This window comes from Chryseobacterium sediminis, assembly GCF_008386505.1.
In the GTDB taxonomy this organism is placed as follows: Bacteria; Bacteroidota; Bacteroidia; order Flavobacteriales; family Weeksellaceae; genus Chryseobacterium; species Chryseobacterium sediminis.
The window spans coordinates 2004137-2024076 of the sequence record NZ_VUNZ01000001.1 but is presented as its reverse complement, the minus strand read 5'-3'; the positions used below and the strand labels follow the sequence as shown (position 1 = coordinate 2024076).

Here is a 19940-nt window from a genome sequence, read left to right as displayed (position 1 = left end):
CGGAAAAAATCATTCGATTTTTTCCGCTTTAAACCCAAAATTAAATAAACTATGAAAAAAACTACTTGGGTTCTAAAATACTGATAGGAATAATACACTCTTCCAGTGAAATTCCTCCATGCTGGTAGGTTTCTTTATAGTAATTAACAAAATGATTGTAATTTTTAGGGTAAGCCAGGAATATATTGTTTTTAGCAAAAATATATTTCGAGCTTAAGTTTCCTTTTGGAAGGAAAAGTTTTTCCGGATTGGTAATCGCCCATACATCACTGTCATCATACGTTAAGCTTTTACCTGTTTTATATCTGATATTAGTAGAAGTTTCTCTGTCTCCTACTACTTTACTTGGCTTTTTCACGTATACCGTTCCGTGGTCTGTAGTGATGACCAGTTTATAACCGTTTTCTGCCGCTGTTTTTATAATCTTCAGCAAAGAAGAGTTTTCAAACCAGTTGAAGGTAAGAGAACGGAAGGTTTTATCATCACGGATCAGCTGATCTACGATATGGTTATCTGTTTTCGCGTGGGAAAGAATATCAATGAAATTGTATACGATCACCAGCAGGTCGTTATTTTTATGCTGATTGAAATCATCATAGATCTTTCTTTCAAAATCAGCATTCAGTACTTTAAGGTACTTCATAGATTTTGATCCAAGACCAATTCTCTTCATCTGATCTTCAAGGAAATCACGTTCAAATTCATTTTTGTTTCCCTCTTCGTTATCGTTAAACCATTTGTCAGGAAAACGCTTTTCAATTTCAGACGGCATTAATCCTGCAAAAAAAGAGTTTCTCGCATACTGGGTAGCCGTAGGAAGGATACTGTAGTAATAATCTTCCGATATCTTATTATAATATTTTGTAAACAGAGGCTCAATCACTTTCCACTGGTCGTAACGAAGATTGTCTACCATCAGTAAAAGAACTTTTTCTTTTTCAACTTCAGGTTTTACTTTTTCTTTGAAAAGAGTGTGGCTCATTAAAGGTTTGTCAGAATCAACTAACCAGTCTGTGTAATTTTTTTCAATAAACTTGGCAAACTGAATATTGGCTTCCTCTTTCTGAGACTGCAGAAGGTCTGCAAATTCATTGTCTGCTACCTTATCAAATTTGATCTCCCAACTAAGGATTTTTTTATAATATTCTGCCCAATCCTGATACGTTCTCAGGTATGAAAGTTCCATAGAAAGGTTTCTGAATTCCTGCTGGTACTGCAAAATTGTTTTTTGCTCAACAAGATTATCTTCCTGAAGGTTTTTCTTTAGGGAAAGTAATATCTGATTAGGATTTACAGGCTTTAATATATAATCGGCAATCTGAGATCCGATAGCCTCTTCCATAATGTGTTCTTCTTCGCTTTTGGTAACCATCACAATTTTTAAGGAGTTATCCTTTTCCTTAATCATAGGGATGGCTTCCAGTCCGGAGATACCCGGCATATTTTCATCAATTAGCGTTAAAGCAAATTTCTCTGAATCCATAAGTTCCAAAGCCTCATTCACATTATTAACCGGGGTTACCTGGTAGCCCTTCTTTTCTAAAAATACAATATGAGGTTTAAGTAAATCTATTTCATCATCGATCCATAATATCTTTTCTGACATAATTTATTTTTTACATGGTTATTCTATCAAAATGTTGACCAATTCCTTTTAAAATCTCACAAAATAGAAAGATTAAAAGTTAAATATAAGTTAAATGAAAATACCATTTGATATTTCATATTTTTGTTTCAACTAATTGGTACTTTTTATATACTCCAAGGCTCTTTCAAGCACTTCGTCTTTTCCTTTTTTAAGACCTTCCACAGTCGGTTTTACAAGAATGTCAGGGGTGATGCCTATTCTCTGTGTTTCCCTTCCGTCCGGATAATAAGCACCAAGTCCAGAAAATCGGGTGTCGAGATCGGCAATTTTAAACATAATCACATCTCCGTTGGCTCCCGAAGTATTACTTCCGATAATGGTAGCGTTCGGATGCTGCTTGAACATCATTGTGGTTGTCTCTGCCTGACTTTGGGTACTCTCATCTACTAAAACGATTACATTCCCTTTATAGTATTCAGGATTTTTTCTGCCGATAACATTTTTTCTGCTGTAAAATTTACCGGGATAATAAGGATCAGGAAAAGTAAACTGATAATAAACGGAAGGTTCAGGAAGCAAAAGATAGCTTAAAGGGATGATCGTTTGCTTTGGATAATTTCTAAGATCAAAGATAATAGATGTTGAAGATTTTAAACTGCTGTACATTTCATCCAGATCTTCCTTCTCTATAATTTCCATATTGACATAGCCTGTTTTCTTCTCCTTATCCATGAATTTCCATTTTTTGGGAGCTTTATTTTTCTCATGAATAATATCTTTGGCAAAATATGTCTTGGTTTTGATTTCCAGGTTTTGCCCTTCTCTCTCAATTTTTACAGAAATAGAATCATTGTTGTTGAAGAGGAGTTTATTTTTTGCTTTGTAGAATTTACCCCAGGAATTGGAGGCTGGAATATATTTTCCAAAGCTGTTGACCATTTGCGGAATTGTTTTACCTTCAATATCATAAATGACATCTCCTACATGAAGCGGATTTTTATCCCTGGATCTTGTAGCATTAATTTTTGTAACCACAAGTTTTCCTTCTGCATAAGAATAGTCTATGGGCACTCTTCTGTTTCCATATTGATGAAGCTGAATCTCCTTTGATGAAAGATAGGCATGGGAATCGTCTGTTTTTGCGACCAGTTCTGCTAATGCCAAATGATAACTTTCGTCACTATCAATCATAAGAAATTTGGGAATCATTTCTGTAAGAACATCATTCCAGTTTTGATCAGTTTCGTATTTATAAGGAAAAAAATACTCTACATAATTCCAGTATCTGAATAGTTCCAATAAGCTGATGGTCTTTGAAGTGAATTTTGAACCGTAGGACTTTTCATTTCTGAAATATACTTTCCTTCCGCCTGTTCCGAAATAGTGATTGTCTCCAAGATTTCGGTTGTTTTCAATATAATGAAGTTTTTGAGACAGATCTCTGGAGAAAATTTCACGATTATCCATCCAGCTCAGATTAAAGTTTTTAAGGAAATACACTTTATTTTCCTTTACTGAACATTCTTTACAAGGGGCAACTTCTCCAAGGCTTCCGATCCAGTCTGTATAAAAATTATTTAAAGCCTCTTTCTCATTAATAGATTCAAGTTCATCAATTTTTTGAAAAAGCTGTTTGTCCCAGTTCAGATTTCCTTTTGCTACCTGTGGATGGTAATATTTTAAAAATCCCCATATTCTGCAGAGGGATTCCAGTTTTTGTGTCTCAGTTATAAGTTGTGCAGAAAAATTTAAACTTAAAAGTAATAAAAAGAAAAGAGAATACTTTCTCATTAAGGGTTATCGTGTTTCTTTCAAAGGTAGTCCTTTGCTGCAACAACTGCAAAGGGTTTTCAAAAAAATATTGAATTAAAAATAAAAATCATCCGGAGAGATTTTCAGTTGTATCAAGAAGGTATTATTTGTGTAAAATATGAATGATATCAGTTTTTTAACTTCATGTTTTAATAGTAATTTAATAAAAGTCTAAATTTTAAAATGCCTAACTTTGTTTACTAATATTGACGTTTCAATGCAGAATAAGCTAAAAATCATCAACGATCCTGTTCATGGATTTATCAAAATTCCCCACGAAATTTTATTTGATATCATTGAGCATCCTTACTTTCAGAGATTAAGAAGAATAGGGCAGACCGGACTTCTGAATCTGATATTTCCGGGAGCAACTCATACGAGATTTCATCATGCACTGGGAGCAATGCACCTGATGTTTACTGCATTGGAAACCTTAAAGCAGAAAGGAGTGAAAATTTCTGAAGAAGAGGAAAAAGGAGCGATGCTGGCTATTCTGATGCATGATATTGGTCATGGTCCGTTTTCTCATGCGCTGGAAAGTATGCTGATGGATGACTGGCATCATGAAAACCTTTCTTTATTGTTGATGAATAAGCTGAATGATGAATTTGATGGGCAGTTATCAATGGCTATAGAAATGTTTCAGGGGAAATATCACAGGAAATTTTTTAACCAGTTGATCTCTTCCCAACTGGATGTAGACCGTTTGGATTATTTGAAAAGAGATAGTTTTTTTACCGGTGTATCGGAAGGAAATATTAATACCCAGAGAATTATTTCCATGATGAATGTCTGTGAAGAAGGGGAACTGGTGATTGATGCGAAAGGAATTTATTCCATTGAAAATTTTCTTACAGCCAGAATGTTTATGTACTGGCAGGTCTATTACCATAAAACTTCAGCTCTGGCAGAATTTCTTTTGGTTAAGATCCTTGAAAGAGCAAAATATCTGATTTCCCAGGGAACAGAGCTTCCTGCAGCGGATAATCTGAAATATTTTTTATACCGTGAAAAGAGTGCGGCAACGGATGAAGATATAGAGAGATTTACAAGTCTTGATGATAATGATGTGATCCAGGCGATGAAAGAATGGCAGAATGCAGATGATTTTGTATTGTCATATTGGTGTAAATGTGTAATTCAGAGAAATTTACCTAAAACAATTATTTCATCACATCCATTTGGTCAGGAAATAATTGATGAAAAAGTAAAAAATACCAATGAATTTTTCAAAATTGATAATGGGAAAGAATTGGTACATGAAATAAAAAGAAAACTTTTGCCCTATCATGCGGAAAAGCAACCGATCTATTTACTGCATAAAAATGGGAAGAGAACGAGGCTTCATGAGTCAGAAGATCAGCTTTTATCAGGGTTAATTGTAAATAAGACGACCCGTTATATCCTTATGTTTCCAAGAGATATCTCCAGGCTAGACTCTTAAATAATATTAAAATTTACGATCTGAAACCAAAAAATGTTTGCAAATTCTAGAATTTCTTATCTTTGCAGAATATGGAATTTACAGCTTCGCAAATTGCAAGTTTTATTGACGGAAAAATAATAGGTGACGAGAATGCACTTATTACTGGGGTTTCACCAATTGAAAATGGGGAATCAGGACATCTTTCTTTTATAGCACAGGATAGATTTTCTCATTTCTTGGATACCTCACGATGCTCTGTTATCATCATTTCGGAAAAACTTCTGGAGAAAAATAGTTATAACCCTACCTTAATCGTTGTAAAAGATGCTTATCTTTCTTTTCAGATTCTGATGAATTTATATCAGGAAATGCAGGGAAGAAAAGAAGGTATAGAAAATGGTTCTTCCATTCACGATACAGCTGTCATAGGAGATAAAGTATATATCGGAGCATTTACTTATGTGTCCGAGAAGGCGAAAATTGGGGAAGGGGCACAGATCTATCCACATGTATATATAGGAAAAGGAGTGAAAATTGGTAAAAACTGTAAGATAGACAGTGGCGCCAGAATTTACGACTATTGTATTATAGGAGATAACTGTGTGATTCATTCCAATACGGTAATTGGAGGTGACGGTTTTGGTTTCCAGCCAACGGCCGAAGGTTTCAAAAAAATACCGCAGCTTGGAAATGTAATTATTGAAGACGATGTTGAGATCGGCTCAAACTGCAGTATTGACAGAGCAACAATAGGCTCTACAATTATAGGGAAAGGAACCAAAATCGATAACCTGATTCAGATTGCCCACAATGTGAAAATAGGCCAGAATAATGTAATTGCAGCACAAGCAGGAATTGCAGGTTCTACTACAATTGGCGACTGGAATCAGATTGGAGGACAGGTAGGTGTCGTAGGACATATCAAAATAGGCAATCAGGTGAAAATTCAGGCTCAGAGTGGTGTGAATTCCAGCGTTAATGACAGAGAAACATTGTATGGCTCACCAGCCATCAGTTATAATGACTATTTGAGGAGTTATGTTCATTTCAGGAATCTTCCTGGAATAGTAAATAGAATAAATAATCTTGAGAATAACTCAAAAGATAATACTAATGAGTGATATGCAAAAAACACTTCAGCAAGAGGTAACTCTTTCTGGAATTGGCCTTCATACGGGTAGAGAAGTAAAACTTACCATTAAACCTGCTAAAGAAAATACAGGTTTTGTATTTGTAAGAACAGACTTGGAGGGACATCCTCAGGTAGAAGCAGATGTAAATTATGTTGTAGCAACAGAAAGAGGAACTACATTAGAAAAATTAGGGGTAAAAATTACCACATGCGAACACCTTTTGGCAGCTCTTGTAGGTTGTGATATTGATAACGCAGTTTTAGAAATGGATGCCTCTGAACCACCTATTATGGATGGATCTTCAAAATACTTTGTTGAAGCTATTGAAAGCGTTGGGGTTGCAGAACAGGGTGTAGCGAGAGAGTATCTTGTTGTAAAAGAAGTTCTTACTTACAGTGATCCTGCTACTGGTTCGGAAATCACAATTATTCCTTCAGATACTTACGAAGTAACGACAATGGTAGATTTTGGGACTAAAGTATTAGGTACTCAGAACGCCACTCTTAAAAATATTTCAGAATTTAAAGACGAAATCTCATCAGCAAGAACATTCAGCTTCTTACATGAATTGGAAATGCTTTTAGATCACGGTTTGATCAAAGGCGGAGATATTTCCAATGCCATTGTATATGTAGATAAAGATCTTACTCCTGAAACTACAGAAAAACTAAAGAAAGCCTTTGGAAAAGATAATGTATCTATCAGACCAAACGGTATTCTTGACAATCTTAATTTAAACTATCCTAACGAAGCGGCAAGACACAAATTATTAGATGTAATTGGTGACCTGGCTTTAGCAGGAGTGAAAATAAAAGGTAAAGTTATTGCTAACAAACCTGGACATTTCGTAAACACTCAATTCGCAAAAAAACTGAACCGCCAGTGGAAACTGCAGAAAAAGAAAAATGTTCCGGATTTTGACCTGACAAAAGAACCTGTATTTGATATCAATGGAATTATGAAGCTTATGCCTCACAGACCTCCGTTCTTATTGATCGACAAAGTTCTTGAACTTTCAGACTCTCACGTGGTAGGTTTGAAAAACGTAACAATGAACGAACCATTCTTCGTTGGACATTTCCCTAAAGAACCTGTAATGCCTGGAGTACTTCAGGTAGAAGCATTAGCTCAGACAGGAGGAATTCTGGTATTGGCCAGCGTTCCGGATCCTGAAAATTATTCTACGTATTTCATCAAAATTGATAAGGTGAAATTTAAAAGAAAAGTAATTCCAGGAGATACGCTTATATTCAAAATTGAATTGATTGAGCCTATCAGAAGAGGAATTGTTCATATGCAGGGGTATGGATATGTAGGAGACACTGTAGCAGTAGAAGCAGAGCTTATGGCTCAAGTTGCAAAAAATAAAGTTGATTAAATGATTCATCAATTAGCAGCCGTAGATAAACGTGCGAAAATCAGCAAAAATGTAATCGTAGAACCATTTACTACAATTGCAGGGGATGTAGAAATCGGAGAAGGAACCTGGATTGGTCCTAATGTAACCATCATGGATGGTGCAAGAATAGGGAAAAATTGTAGGATTTTCCCCGGGACTGTTATCTCTGCAATTCCTCAGGATCTGAAGTTTGATGGTGAAGATACCCAAGTAATTATCGGTGACGAAACAACAATCAGAGAGTGTGTTACGGTAAACAGAGGGACAAAAGCTCTGGGGTTTACCAAAATAGGAGCTCACTGCCTTATTATGGCAACTTCACACATTGCACATGACTGCGTTATCGGAGATCACGTTATCATTGTAAACGGTTGTGGTATTGCAGGACATGTGGAGATTGGGGATTACACTGTAATGGGAGGTTTATCAGCGGTTCACCAGTTTGGTAAAATCGGAAAACATGTAATGATTTCCGGAGGTACTTTGGTAAGAAAAGATATCCCGCCTTATGTAAAAGTTGCAAGAGAACCGATGTCTTATGCTGGTATCAACTCTGTTGGTTTAAGAAGAAGAGGGTTTACCAATGAGAAAATCTTTGAAATCCAGAAAATCTACAGAGCAATCTTCCAAATGAAGATGAACGTTTCGCAGGCAATTTCCCATATTGAAAAAGAAATGCTTCCAACGGCTGAAAGAGATGAAATTCTACAGTTTATTCAGAACTCACCTAGAGGTATCGTAAAAGGCTATGGTACCGGAAAGGAAAGAGATTAATTTATAAATACTATCAGACAATGAAAAGTTTAATTGTACTTATTGCGCTTTCTACAACTTCTTTTTTGTTTGGACAGCAAACCGAAAAGTCTGCAACTGGGAAAAAAGAAAAACCTTTTACCATAGAACGAAAACTTTCCGAAGAGTCTAATGATAGTATTGCCAAGAATAACTTAAATGGTATTCTGAAACAGAAAAGTATCGGAAGTTCAATATTAGGAACAGCTGATCAGTATAAAACTGATATTCAGATGAATGTAAACAGATTGAATAACAATGTAAATACATTCAATAATAATACATTTAACAGAATGATGCCTCAAGGACAAGGTATTGAAATTAAAAAAAGAAAATAAATATTTATATAATTAATGGCAACAAGTAACGATATCAGAAAAGGGCTGTGCATCGAATATAGCAATGATATTTTTAAAGTAATTGAGTTTCTTCACGTAAAACCAGGAAAAGGACCTGCTTTCGTAAGAACAAAATTAAAGTCAGTGACTAACGGTAAAGTAATTGATAATACTTTCTCTGCAGGACACAAAATTGATGAAGTAAAAGTAATCACAAGAAAGTTCCAGTATCTGTATGATGATGAGAACGGTTTCCACTTCATGAACAATGATGACTTCTCTCAATTATATATCAATAAAGAAATGATTGAAAACTCTCAGTTTATGAAAGCTGGTGAAGAAGTAACAATCATTTTGAAAGAAGCTGATGAAACTCCACTTTCTGCTGAACTTCCACAGTCAGTATATCTGGATGTGATTGAAGCTGATCCGGGTGTAAAAGGAAACACTGCAACAAACGCTCTTAAAAACGCAATCGTTGAAACAGGAGCAAGAGTAATGGTTCCTTTGTTCATTGAACCGGGAGACAGAATTAAAGTAAGCACTGAAGACGGTAGCTACTTAGAAAGAGTAAAAGAATAAATAAAATTTACATAAATTCGGTTTGCATTAGCAGTCCGAATTTTGTTTTATAAGAAAATCTATTGTTATGAGATTCCATTCTCCGCAAAAGCTTAAAACGATTGCAGATTTAATAGGCTCAGCATTTGTTGGCCCGGAAGACTTTGAAATATTGGGAACCAATGAAATTCACATGGTAAAGCCGGGTGATATCGTTTTTGTAAACCATCCTAAATATTATGACAAAGCATTAAACTCTGCAGCGACTATTATTTTAATTGATAAAGAAGTAGAGTGCCCGGAAGGCAAAGCGCTTTTAGTTTCTGATGATCCTTTCAGAGACTTTAATAAAATCAATACTCATTTTACCAGAATCTATAATTTCACAGAAGAACTTCACGATGTTGAAATAGGTGAGGGCACAAAGATCCACCATTCTGCAGTGATCGGGAACAATGTGAAAATCGGAAAAAATACCCTTATTTTCCCTAATGTTGTGATAGGAGACCGTACCGAAATCGGTGATAATGTTGTTATCCAGTCCAACACCGTTTTAGGAGGTGATGCATTTTATTACAGAAAACTGAATGGAAACTTTGACCGTCTGATTTCTGTAGGAAATGTTGTGATTGAAAACAATGTAGAGATCGGTAATGGCTGTACCATTGACAGAGGGGTTACAGACTCTACCATCATTGGTGAAGGCTCTGTTTTAGATAACCAGATTCAGATTGGACATGATACCGTTATCGGGAAAAAATGTCTCATTGCATCTCAGGTAGGAATTGCAGGATGCTGCATCATCGGAGATGAGGTGACATTATGGGGGCAGGTAGGAATTGCTTCCGGTAATAAAATTGAAGCAGGATCTGTGCTTTTGGGAAAAACAGGAGTAAACAGAGATTTGGAAAAAGGTACCTATATCGGGATGTTTGCAGAAGATTTTAAGACTTATCTGAAAAAAGAAGTAAAGCTGAGAAATCTCAAATAAACTATTCCAAAGGTTTTATCCAAAATCAAAGAAATTTAAGTAAATTTGTGAGCATTAATAAAATAATAAATAAATTAAAACAACAATAAAATGTCAATTTTAGTAAACAAAGATTCTAAAGTAATTGTACAAGGATTTACAGGGAACGAAGGAACTTTCCACGCTGGTCAGATGATTGAATACGGAACAAATGTAGTAGGTGGTGTTACTCCAGGAAAAGGAGGTAGCGAACACTTAGGAAAACCGGTATTTAATACAGTGGCTGACGCTGTTGAAAAAGCAGGAGCAAACGTAAGTATCATTTTCGTACCACCGGCATTTGCAGCAGATGCTATCATGGAAGCTGCTGAAGCAGGTATCAAAGTAATTGTATGTATTACTGAAGGTATTCCTGTAGCTGATATGGTAAAAGTAAAATCTTATATTGCTGACAGAGACTGCAGATTAATCGGACCAAACTGCCCTGGAATCATTACTTCTGAAGAAGCTAAAATTGGTATTATGCCAGGTTTCGTTTTCAAAAAAGGTAAAGTAGGTATCGTTTCAAAATCAGGTACCCTTACTTACGAAGCTGCTGACCAGGTAGTAAGAGCTGGTTACGGTATTTCTACGGCTATCGGTATCGGTGGTGACCCAATCATTGGAACAACTACAAGAGAAGCATTAGAATTATTCATTAATGACCCTGAAACTGAAGCGGTTGTAATGATCGGTGAAATTGGTGGAGGTCTTGAAGCTGAAGCGGCAAGATGGTACAAAGCAAGTGGTTCTACTAAACCGGTTGTAGGTTTCATCGCTGGACAAACTGCTCCAAAAGGAAGAACAATGGGACACGCAGGTGCTATCGTAGGTGGTGCTGAAGATACAGCTCAGGCAAAAATGGAAATTATGAGAGAAAACGGTATCAACGTTGTAGACTCTCCTGCTGACATTGGTGCTACTGTAGCAAAAATTCTAGGATAATATAAAACCACATCATATGAAAAAACTTTTATTAGCCTCAGCTTTGACTCTTTCTGCATTATCTTTTGCACAGGTGCAATGGAATAATACAAGATTCGGTGTTACAGCAGGCTTAAACTACTCCAGAGTATCCAATGCCCATAATCCTTCAGGGCCAAGATACACTTTCCAGGCTGGAGCTTTGGCATTGATTCCCGTAGGAAAGGCAAACCAATTCTTTATACAACCCGAAGTTCTGTACTATGGTGCAGGAGAAACCGGGAAAGATAAAGATGCTAAAGGGGTAAGTGGTTATGATGCAGTATATGCTAATAACTACCTAAGCGTGCCTCTTTATTTCAAAGGATATTTTTCTGAAGCAGAATCAGAATTCTTTGGATTAATAGGACCTAGATTTAACTTTTTGCTAAGTCAAAACGTTAAAGATGTTCCTGTAAGCAGACCTTATTATGACCCGGATGTTACCGACCCTAACCAACCGGCAGGTGTAAATGGAAAGGCAAAGAGCTTTAACTGGGGACTTGGACTGGGAGTAGGATATAGCTACAAGAGACAACTTGAAGTAGCTTTAAAATATGACTTAGGTCTAGGTGATACATACCCTGGTCTTGCTAAAGAAACTAAAGGTACTGATAAGAAAAAATCAGAGCAGGTAATCGCGCTTACCTTAAGCTATATATTCAAATAGAATATCTCAGAATATATATAAAATCCCGGAAACTTAGTTTCCGGGATTTTTTTATTATAAATTGTAGAAGCTGATCTGCAATCTTTGCTTTTCAGCTTTTTTTGATTATCCTTTAATCCATTTCCAAAGCTCTTTTAATGTAGCTTTATTACCGTACATCAAAATACCTACACGATAGATTTTTCCGGCCAGAAAGATCATAAAAACAGTTGTTGCCATCAATAGTGCAATGGACAATACAATCTGCCACGCAGGAACTCCAAATGGGATCCTTGCAATCATCGCAACCGGTGAGGTAAACGGAATGATTGACAGCCAGAAGCCTAATGGCCCATCGGGATTGTTCATCAGTGTAAAACTTCCATACATTCCCAATGTTAATGGTAAAATGGCAAATAAAGTAAATTGCTGTGTCTCTGTTTCGTTATCTACTGCTGAACCAATTGCTGCATAAATAGAACTGTAAAAAATATATCCTAAAAGGAAGAAAACGATGAATACAAAAATGATCAGTGGGAAATTCAGTTCCAGCAAACTGTGAGAGATCTGTGTGGCAAGCTGCCCCACATCGAGTTTACTTGCAATCTCATCATTTCCACCCGGAATATTCTTCTGGAGAGGTGAAAACCCTGTATTCAGAACTAATGCCCCGATAACAGACATCGTGATCCAGATCAGAAACTGGGTCAATGCAACCATGGTTACCCCCAGAATTTTCCCCATCATCAGTTCAAAAGGTTTTACGGAAGAAATAATGATCTCAACAACACGGTTATTTTTTTCCTCAAGTACACTTCGCATTACTCTTACTCCATAAATAATGATAAACATAAAAGTAACATACATCAGAATCATACTCAACCCGGATTTAACCCCGAAAGCAAGATCAGAATCCTCTTTATTGTTATCAGTAACATTAATAGTCTTTAATGTGAAGCTTTTATCGAGATCAATTAACTGAGTTTCCTGAATGCCCAGTTGTTTGATTTTTTCTTTTTTAACAACATTGCTGATGTCAGACACAATTTGCTGCTTTGTGTCAAATCCTATTTTGCTGTTGATCACCAGTCTTGTCTCTTTTTCAAGCGCATCGAAATTCTGATCTTTCAATTCCGGAAGAATCAGGATACCATCAAGAGATTCATTTCCTTTTAGATTATTGATCTTTGATTTTTCATCTGCCGCAGAAACAAAAACATAATTTAATTTATCATTAGATTTCAGCTGATTCATAAACAATCCGCTCTTATCAACCACTTCTATGACACTGTGTGATTCATTTGCCTTAAACATTAATCCTACCACAGCTCCAAAAGCAATAATCATTATAGGGGCCAGCAGCGTTAATATGATGAAAGATTTTTTCTTAACCTGTGTAAGAAATTCTCTTTTGGTAATTAAAAAAATATTATTCATAAAATTAAGGATGGTTACTTACAGCATTAATAAACACTTCATTCATGCTAGGAATTCTTTCGTCAAACGATCTCACTTTACCTACCTGTACAAGATCAAGAAGAACATTATTCTGACTCTCTTCATTTTTCAGGTCAAAAGAAACAAGATTATTTTCGTTTGATAAATTGAAGATATCATACTTACTTTTGAAATTGTCAAACTGATCACTGCTGACTTCAGAAAGGGTAACCCCAAAAATATTTTTCTTGAATTTTTCCCTTACGTCAAAAACCCTCCCATCAATGATTTTTTTAGAATTGTTGATCAAAGCAACATAATCACACATTTCCTCTACACTTTCCATTCTGTGGGTAGAAAGGATGATCGTTGTTCCGTTATTTTTAAGATCAATGATCTGGTCTTTGATCAGGTTGGCATTTACAGGGTCAAAACCTGAAAAAGGTTCATCAAGGATTAAAAGATGAGGTCTGTGAAGAACAGTTACTACAAACTGGATCTTTTGTGCCATCCCTTTTGAAAGTTCAGACAGTTTTTTCTTCCACCATTGATCAATATTCAGTTTTTCAAACCATTTTTTGGCTTCATTCAGGGCATCGCTTTTACTCATCCCTTTCAGTTCTCCGAAATATAAGATCTGATCTCCAACACTCATGTTTTTGTACAATCCTCTTTCTTCGGGCATATAGCCAATGTCTTTGATATGATCCGGGTTCAGTTTTTGTCCGTTGATGAAGATATCTCCGGAGTCTGCCTGAGTAATTTGATTAATAATACGGATAAAAGAAGTTTTTCCGGCTCCGTTAGGTCCTAAAAGGCCATAAATACTGCCTTTGGGAACATGGATGCTGAAATCATCCAGGGCGACCTTTTTTCCGGCATTATAGGTCTTTTTAATATGTTCAGCTTTTAGCATTAAAATTATTCTTTTTACAATTAGTATAAAAAGGTCCCGAAAGTTACGGAAATATTAAAACAGAATTAATGTAAAAGAAAAAATCCTGATGATTATCAGGATTGTAATTTATTGTTTTACGATTTGAGTAACTTTCTGCGTGTTGTCACTTAAAATATAACGGATCATATATTTTCCGGGTTTTAATTTTTCAATATTAATCTCACCGGAATTCATATTCACTGTATAATTAGCGACCTGCATACCCAAAATAGAATAAAAAGTCACACTTTTGATTCTTAAAGAAGAATCTTTTGCCTTAATGATAAGGAAATCCTTTGCAGGATTTGGATAAGCAAGCAACACCCCATCATCTGCTTTCTGAGTGATGGAACCCGGCTCTCTAAGCTGAGCTTTTAAATTGTTGGAAAATCCAACAAAAGTGCCTACAAATAGAAATAAAAGTAAAAGTTTTTTCATCAAATTTATAATTTCTCGAATATATGTAACAAATGTAATAAATTCTACAATTTCATACAATAGTTTTTTGTAGAACTTATATTAAATTTGTAGAAACTTATTCAAAAAGTATTCCAAAATGATACATTCAAGAAATAGAAGACTTAGAGTTAATGAATCTATCAGAAGTTTGGTAAGAGAAAATGTGCTTACAACTGATGATTTTGTAATGCCGATCTTCGTAATGGAGGGCGAAAACAAGGAGGAGGCGATCCCGTCTATGCCGGGAATTTTTAGGCGGAGTATAGATTTAACCGTGAAGGAATGTAAGGAATTATTTTCTTTAGGAGTAAAAGCTGTCAATTTGTACATGAAAGTGTCAGAACACCTGAAAGACAATACAGGAAAAGAAGCGTGGAACAAAGACGGATTGATGCAACGTACAATCAAAGCAATCAAAGATGCCGTTCCGGGTATGATTGTAATGCCGGATGTAGCGCTGGATCCCTATTCAATTTACGGACACGACGGAATTATTGAAAATGGAAAAGTTATAAATGATGCTACCAATGATGCCCTGGCAAGAATGTCAGTATCTCATGCTGAAGCAGGAGCTGATCTTGTAGCGCCTAGTGATATGATGGATGGCAGAGTACAGGTTATCCGTGAAGCGTTGGAAGAAAGTGGCTTTACAGATGTAGGAATTGTAAGCTATGCTGCCAAATATGCAAGTTCTTTCTATGGACCTTTCAGAAGTGCCTTAGACAGCGCTCCGAAAGATAATATGGAAATTCCGAAAGATAAAAAGACCTATCAGATGGATTTCCACAACACCCGTGAAGCATTGAATGAGGTATTTAAAGATATTGACGAAGGAGCAGATGTTATCATGATCAAACCGGGACTTCCTTATCTTGATATTGTTTCCAAAGTACGTGAAGCCATTGATCTTCCGATCGCGGTATACAATGTAAGTGGAGAATATGCGATGGTAAAAGCGGCTGCACAGAACGGCTGGCTGGATAATGACAAAACGATCATTGAAAGCCTGACTTGCTTCAAAAGAGCTGGTGCAGATATGATCTTTACGTATTTTGCAAAAGAAGCGGCTATCCTTTTGAATAAATAAAGATTAGGAAATCATTGATCCGGACACTAACGTTAATGTTAAGTTAATGATCTGAATTGAAGACTTTCGTATACATAAAAAATATACTTTTGAGTAAAGCTAATTTCGAGAAACGAAAATAATTAAAACATCAAAAGAATTTATTTATGAGAAATCTTAAAAAGATTGAAAGAAATCAATTGAAGGAAATCAAAGGAGGAGAAGTGATTATTGATGATCCAAATTGTGGAACGTGGTGCAAGGGAATCTGGCATCCGTGTACAATTAATCATTTAGCTTGTCCGCCGGATTAATTATTTCAATATAAAAGTAAATAGGCTGTTCAAATAAGAACAGCCTATATTATTTTCAGACAGGTAAGTGGTTTATCATTTTATAGCCACCCTTTTTTCCCGTAGACGTATGTATCATCAAACTGTTTATCACTCATAAAAAGATACAAAATACCTTCAATAAAAGGGATAACAGAAGCCGCTCCTAAAGTAACAACATTCAGAACCAACTGAATGATTCCTTCTTTCGTGTAACCCAGATAAAACTTATTTAAAGCCAGCCAGCCTACAAGAATTCCCAATAAAGCCGCAGGAATTTTCTTTTCCGAACGGTAAGGAACATTGCTTTGCTGGTTTTGTACATTTTCTGTTTTTGTGTAACCGTAATTTTCCATTTCTTAATGATTGTAATTGATTGAGATGTTTTACGATAAGTAGTTTAAAATGAGAAAAAGTTACAATGATTTGGAAGTGAACAAGTTTATATTTAAATAAACAAGTTGATATTAACATATAAGTGAAGTTTATATTTTTGATATATTTGCCCTATGATTTTACGAGGAGAAAACTTAATCAAGGAATATGGTCCTAAAAAAGTTGTAAAAGGCGTTTCTGTACAGGTTCAACAGGGAGAAATTGTTGGTTTGCTAGGTCCGAACGGAGCAGGGAAAACCACATCGTTTTATATGATCGTAGGGTTGGTTAAGCCCACTTCAGGAAAAATTTTCCTGGATAAACAGGAGATTACTACGGATGCCATGTACCGAAGAGCCCAAAAGGGAATCGGGTATCTGGCTCAGGAAGCTTCCGTTTTCAGAAAACTTTCCGTGGAAGAAAACATTATGGGAGTATTGCAGCTGACCAAGCTTTCAAAACGTGAGCAGCAAATCAAATGTGATGAACTGATTGAAGAATTTTCTTTACAGCATGTCCGTAAAAACAGAGGAGATCTTCTTTCCGGGGGTGAAAGGCGTAGAACAGAAATTGCACGCTGCCTTGCTACAAGCCCGAACTTTATTCTTTTGGATGAGCCTTTCGCAGGGGTAGACCCTATTGCTGTTGAAGATATTCAGAAAATTGTAAGAAGCCTTGTAGATAAAAATATCGGAATTCTGATTACCGACCACAACGTACAGCAGACGTTGGCTATCACCAACAAAACCTATATTATGTTTGAAGGAAAGATCCTGAAAGAAGGACTTCCGGAAGATCTTGCCAATGATCCACAGGTAAGAGAAGCTTATCTGGGTGAAAACTTCGTGTATCAAAGTATTTTAGATAAGCCTAAAAAGAAGAAATACGCTTATAATATCTGGGCTGGTAACTTTGATTCCAAAGCACAGCTGCAGGCATTTGTCAGTGAAAATTTTAGTCAGTTTGATGATTTGAGACGGATGTACGGTTTTGAAGATATCAGTTTTGCTTCACTAGGAAACGCTGAAATTAAGCATATCTTTGATGAAGTTATAGATAAGAATGCCAACAACTCATTTATTTTCCAGAAAAAAGAAATCAATTCCCAATATTCTCTGGAACAGGCAGAAGCAGAGTCTAAAGAAGCCAGCACAAAAGAACTGCACTATCTTACAACATATGTGTTTGAAGGATAAAATATAAAGCATTTATTTGCTGAACATGATAATAAAACGTACCTTTTTCTTTTGAAAGCGGTACGTTTTTCATTTAAAATGATTTCTATGGCTAAACCTTTTAACAGAACAGTTACTTTGTTCGGAATTTATAAGCAGCTTGTCCCATTCATCAGACCTTACCGATTAATGATCTACGGAACCCTGTTTCTTACTTTTCTGGGCGCTTTGGCAGCACAGGTAAACCCTATTGTTCTGAAATATACGGTAGATGAGGTTACCAAGCTTACCCATCTTCCTCATCCCATGACAGAGGGAATTCATATTCTTATCATCATTTCAATTATTTTACTCGGAAAAGAACTTCTGAATATTTTCATCAATTTCGGACAGAAATTTTATGGCGAAAAGATCAGGATCAATGTGAGTTCTGTGCTGGCTCAGTCGGCTATTGATAAGATTTTAACCTATAGAGTAGCTTATTTTAACGATGAAAACCATGAATCCGGAAAATTACAGATCAGGATAGACCGTGGTATAGAAAGTCTGACAAAACTGGTACAGAATTTTTTTATTGATATTCTGCCACTTTTTTCTAATGCTATTATTGCGCTGATCATTATGTATATGCAGAATGTGTATGTGGGACTTGTTTCTACGATTATCGTTCCCATTTATTTCTACATCAGTTCCCTGCAGGCAAAAAAACTGAATGGAGTACGCCGTCAGCTTAGAAATCAGAGAGAAAAAAAGACTTTCGGACTTTTGAACCTGATCAATTCCATTATGGTCATTAAAAGTTTTGTCCGTGAAAAATTTGAAGGGAAAAAACAATATGATCTTCAGATGGAGCTTATGGAAAGCCAGATGATCACAAGGAGAACCAATTTTATTTATGATGGTTTAAAAACATTTATTGAGCAGTTCGGAGTGGTTTTGATCATTCTTTTAACTGTTTATCTTGTTCTTGATCAGCAAATGACTATCGGTGCAATCATGCTTCATATTATGCTTTTCAACAATGTTTCTGCACCTATCCGCCAGCTTCACAGGATTTATGATGATATGAATGATGCGATGATCTATGCTGAAGGCTATTTTGATATCCTGAATGCAGATGATGAAACGGAATCGAACGGAACCTTTGTGGAAAAAGAAATCAAAGGAACTTTTGAATTGAAAAATATTGATTTTACTTATCCTAACGGTACAAAGGCCTTACATGATGTTTCCATGAAAATTGAAAACGGAAAAACCACGGCTTTGGTAGGGCTGAGCGGTGCAGGAAAGTCAACGATCATTAATCTTTTGTGTAAATTTTATTTTCCTGATTCCGGAGAAATTCTTCTGGACGGAGTAAACCTTAATGAATTTGACAATACTTTTCTGAGAAGTGACCTTGGTCTGGTACTTCAGAGAAATCACATCTTTCAGGGAAGTATAGAAGATAATATCCGTTATGGAGATATGAATGCCAGTTTTGAAGAAATTCAGGAAGCTGCAAAAAAAGCGTATCTGCATGAACAGATTATGGATCTTCCGGATCAATATCAACATGATGCTACTCAGCTTTCCGGTGGACAACAACAGAGAATTGCCATTGCCAGATTGTTTCTGAAAAATCCTCCGATTATCTTTCTGGATGAACCTACAGCTAGCCTTGATGCCATTGCCACCGAGCAGATCAAGAATTCTCTGGATGCAATAAAAGAAGGAAGAACTGTGGTCATCATTTCTCATTCCCTTTCACAAATCCTGGATTCCGATATCATTTATGTGATGAAAAAAGGAAGAGTAGTAGAAAATGGCACTCATGATGAACTTTATAGTAAAGAAGGTACTTACCGTGAAATTTTTGATGCATCAGCCCGCAGCCTTAATCTCGATAAGCTTGTGAATACTTTCAAAGAAAATTAAATAAAAAAACTCAGCCAGTCCGCTGAGTTTTTGTTTTCATAAGAATTTAATGTGCTTTTTCCGGAACCTGATAAGTACCTACATCTGCTCCGAAAGCAATATTAATTCTGTTATAGCTGTTGATGGCAATAACGGCCATTGTTAAATCCACTATTTCAGTTTCAGAGAAGTAATGACTTACTTTTGAATAAATTTCATCATTCACTTCTTTACCATTTAAAGCTGTTAAAGTCTCAGCCCATAAAAATCCCGCCTTTTCTTTATCCGTATAAAACGAACATTCTCTCCAGGCACTTACTAGAAATATTCTCTGTTCTGTTTCGCCTTTTGCTCTTAATTCTTTGGAATGCATATCCAGGCAAAAAGCACATCCGTTCATTTGTGAAACCCGGAAATACATCAGCTCAAGAAATGAATTGTCCAGTGATGAATTCTGTACCTGAAATCCCATGGTGTGAAGAGCATTTACAGCCTTGTTTCCGATTGCAAATGCGTTGATTCTTTGTGACATAATATTTGTTTTTTGATTAATTATGTGACAAATGTAGAACTGTATTTTCCTGAATTTTTTT

General features: G+C 36.0%; 19 protein-coding genes and 1 pseudogene. 13 read left to right on the top strand and 7 right to left on the bottom strand.

Annotation, left to right across the window (positions count from 1 at the left end):
• Positions 1–61: 61 nt before the first annotated feature.
• A complete protein-coding gene (porX, locus tag FW780_RS09185; protein WP_149833305.1) occupies positions 62–1606 on the bottom strand; it encodes a T9SS response regulator signal transducer PorX in 1545 nt (514 codons plus the stop codon).
• Positions 1607–1738: 132 nt separating this feature from the next.
• A complete protein-coding gene (locus tag FW780_RS09180; protein WP_149833304.1) occupies positions 1739–3379 on the bottom strand; it encodes a S41 family peptidase in 1641 nt (546 codons plus the stop codon).
• 238 nt (positions 3380–3617) lie between these two features.
• On the opposite strand from FW780_RS09180, the gene FW780_RS09175 reads away from it, so the two are divergent.
• The 9 genes from FW780_RS09175 (at position 3618) to FW780_RS09135 (ending at position 11691) form a co-directional block, all read left to right on the top strand.
• Positions 3618–4844 (top strand): HD domain-containing protein, encoded by a 1227-nt coding sequence (locus FW780_RS09175; protein WP_149833842.1) that lies wholly within the window; start codon positions 3618–3620, stop codon positions 4842–4844.
• A gap of 71 nt (positions 4845–4915) precedes the next feature.
• Entirely contained in the window at positions 4916–5947 is a 1032-nt protein-coding gene (lpxD, locus tag FW780_RS09170) for a UDP-3-O-(3-hydroxymyristoyl)glucosamine N-acyltransferase (RefSeq protein ID WP_149833303.1), read from the top strand.
• A complete protein-coding gene (locus tag FW780_RS09165; RefSeq protein WP_149833302.1) occupies positions 5940–7337 on the top strand; it encodes a bifunctional UDP-3-O-[3-hydroxymyristoyl] N-acetylglucosamine deacetylase/3-hydroxyacyl-ACP dehydratase in 1398 nt (465 codons plus the stop codon). Before lpxD ends, FW780_RS09165 begins: the two co-directional genes overlap by 8 nt.
• The gene (lpxA, locus tag FW780_RS09160; RefSeq protein ID WP_149833301.1) at positions 7338–8132 is read left to right on the top strand and encodes an acyl-ACP--UDP-N-acetylglucosamine O-acyltransferase; all 795 of its coding nucleotides are present in this window, start codon (positions 7338–7340) and stop codon (positions 8130–8132) included.
• A 20-nt stretch (positions 8133–8152) separates the two neighbouring features.
• The gene (locus FW780_RS09155; protein ID WP_241676878.1) at positions 8153–8488 is read left to right on the top strand and encodes a hypothetical protein; all 336 of its coding nucleotides are present in this window, start codon (positions 8153–8155) and stop codon (positions 8486–8488) included.
• Between the two features lie 15 nt (positions 8489–8503).
• Positions 8504–9070, top strand: coding sequence for an elongation factor P (efp, locus tag FW780_RS09150; RefSeq protein ID WP_076596574.1), 567 nt, complete (start codon positions 8504–8506; stop codon positions 9068–9070).
• 67 nt (positions 9071–9137) lie between these two features.
• Positions 9138–10040 (top strand): UDP-3-O-(3-hydroxymyristoyl)glucosamine N-acyltransferase, encoded by a 903-nt coding sequence (locus FW780_RS09145; protein WP_149833300.1) that lies wholly within the window; start codon positions 9138–9140, stop codon positions 10038–10040.
• Positions 10041–10130: 90 nt separating this feature from the next.
• On the top strand, positions 10131–11003 hold the full coding sequence (gene sucD / locus FW780_RS09140; RefSeq protein WP_002977143.1) for a succinate--CoA ligase subunit alpha: 873 nt from the start codon (positions 10131–10133) through the stop codon (positions 11001–11003).
• A 16-nt stretch (positions 11004–11019) separates the two neighbouring features.
• A complete protein-coding gene (locus tag FW780_RS09135) occupies positions 11020–11691 on the top strand; it encodes a porin family protein (RefSeq protein WP_149833299.1) in 672 nt (223 codons plus the stop codon).
• 105 nt (positions 11692–11796) lie between these two features.
• Here the strand turns inward: FW780_RS09135 and FW780_RS09130 are convergent, their stop codons facing one another.
• The 3 genes from FW780_RS09130 to FW780_RS09120 all read right to left on the bottom strand — a co-directional run bounded on the left by FW780_RS09130 (position 11797) and on the right by FW780_RS09120 (position 14482).
• Positions 11797–13107 carry an ABC transporter permease gene (locus tag FW780_RS09130; protein WP_149833298.1) on the bottom strand — a complete coding sequence of 437 codons (1311 nt, stop codon included), beginning with the start codon at positions 13105–13107 and terminating at the stop codon, positions 11797–11799.
• A 4-nt stretch (positions 13108–13111) separates the two neighbouring features.
• Positions 13112–14023, bottom strand: coding sequence for an ABC transporter ATP-binding protein (locus tag FW780_RS09125; RefSeq protein ID WP_149833297.1), 912 nt, complete (start codon positions 14021–14023; stop codon positions 13112–13114).
• Between the two features lie 108 nt (positions 14024–14131).
• Positions 14132–14482: a T9SS type A sorting domain-containing protein gene (locus tag FW780_RS09120; RefSeq protein ID WP_103231678.1), complete on the bottom strand. Its 351-nt coding sequence runs from the start codon at positions 14480–14482 to the stop codon at positions 14132–14134.
• A gap of 118 nt (positions 14483–14600) precedes the next feature.
• Between FW780_RS09120 and hemB the strand changes: the two genes are divergently transcribed.
• Together hemB and FW780_RS22375 are read left to right on the top strand one after the other, a co-directional pair.
• Complete coding sequence (gene hemB / locus FW780_RS09115; protein ID WP_149833296.1) at positions 14601–15590, top strand: porphobilinogen synthase; 990 nt, start codon at positions 14601–14603, stop codon at positions 15588–15590.
• Between the two features lie 146 nt (positions 15591–15736).
• Complete coding sequence (locus FW780_RS22375; RefSeq protein WP_156118482.1) at positions 15737–15883, top strand: bacteriocin-like protein; 147 nt, start codon at positions 15737–15739, stop codon at positions 15881–15883.
• An 80-nt stretch (positions 15884–15963) separates the two neighbouring features.
• Here the strand turns inward: FW780_RS22375 and FW780_RS09110 are convergent, their stop codons facing one another.
• Positions 15964–16257, bottom strand: a complete 294-nt coding sequence (locus FW780_RS09110; protein ID WP_047386984.1) for a TM2 domain-containing protein — start codon at positions 16255–16257, stop codon at positions 15964–15966.
• A gap of 153 nt (positions 16258–16410) precedes the next feature.
• On the opposite strand from FW780_RS09110, the pseudogene lptB reads away from it, so the two are divergent.
• Together lptB and FW780_RS09100 are read left to right on the top strand one after the other, a co-directional pair.
• Positions 16411–17136 (top strand): annotated as a pseudogene (gene lptB, locus FW780_RS09105) (LPS export ABC transporter ATP-binding protein); the annotation flags it as partial.
• A gap of 504 nt (positions 17137–17640) precedes the next feature.
• Entirely contained in the window at positions 17641–19368 is a 1728-nt protein-coding gene (locus tag FW780_RS09100; protein WP_149833840.1) for an ABC transporter ATP-binding protein, read from the top strand.
• A gap of 46 nt (positions 19369–19414) precedes the next feature.
• Here FW780_RS09100 and FW780_RS09095 read toward each other — a convergent pair whose 3' ends face one another.
• Positions 19415–19879 (bottom strand): carboxymuconolactone decarboxylase family protein, encoded by a 465-nt coding sequence (locus tag FW780_RS09095; RefSeq protein ID WP_149833294.1) that lies wholly within the window; start codon positions 19877–19879, stop codon positions 19415–19417.
• Positions 19880–19940 lie beyond the last annotated feature (61 nt).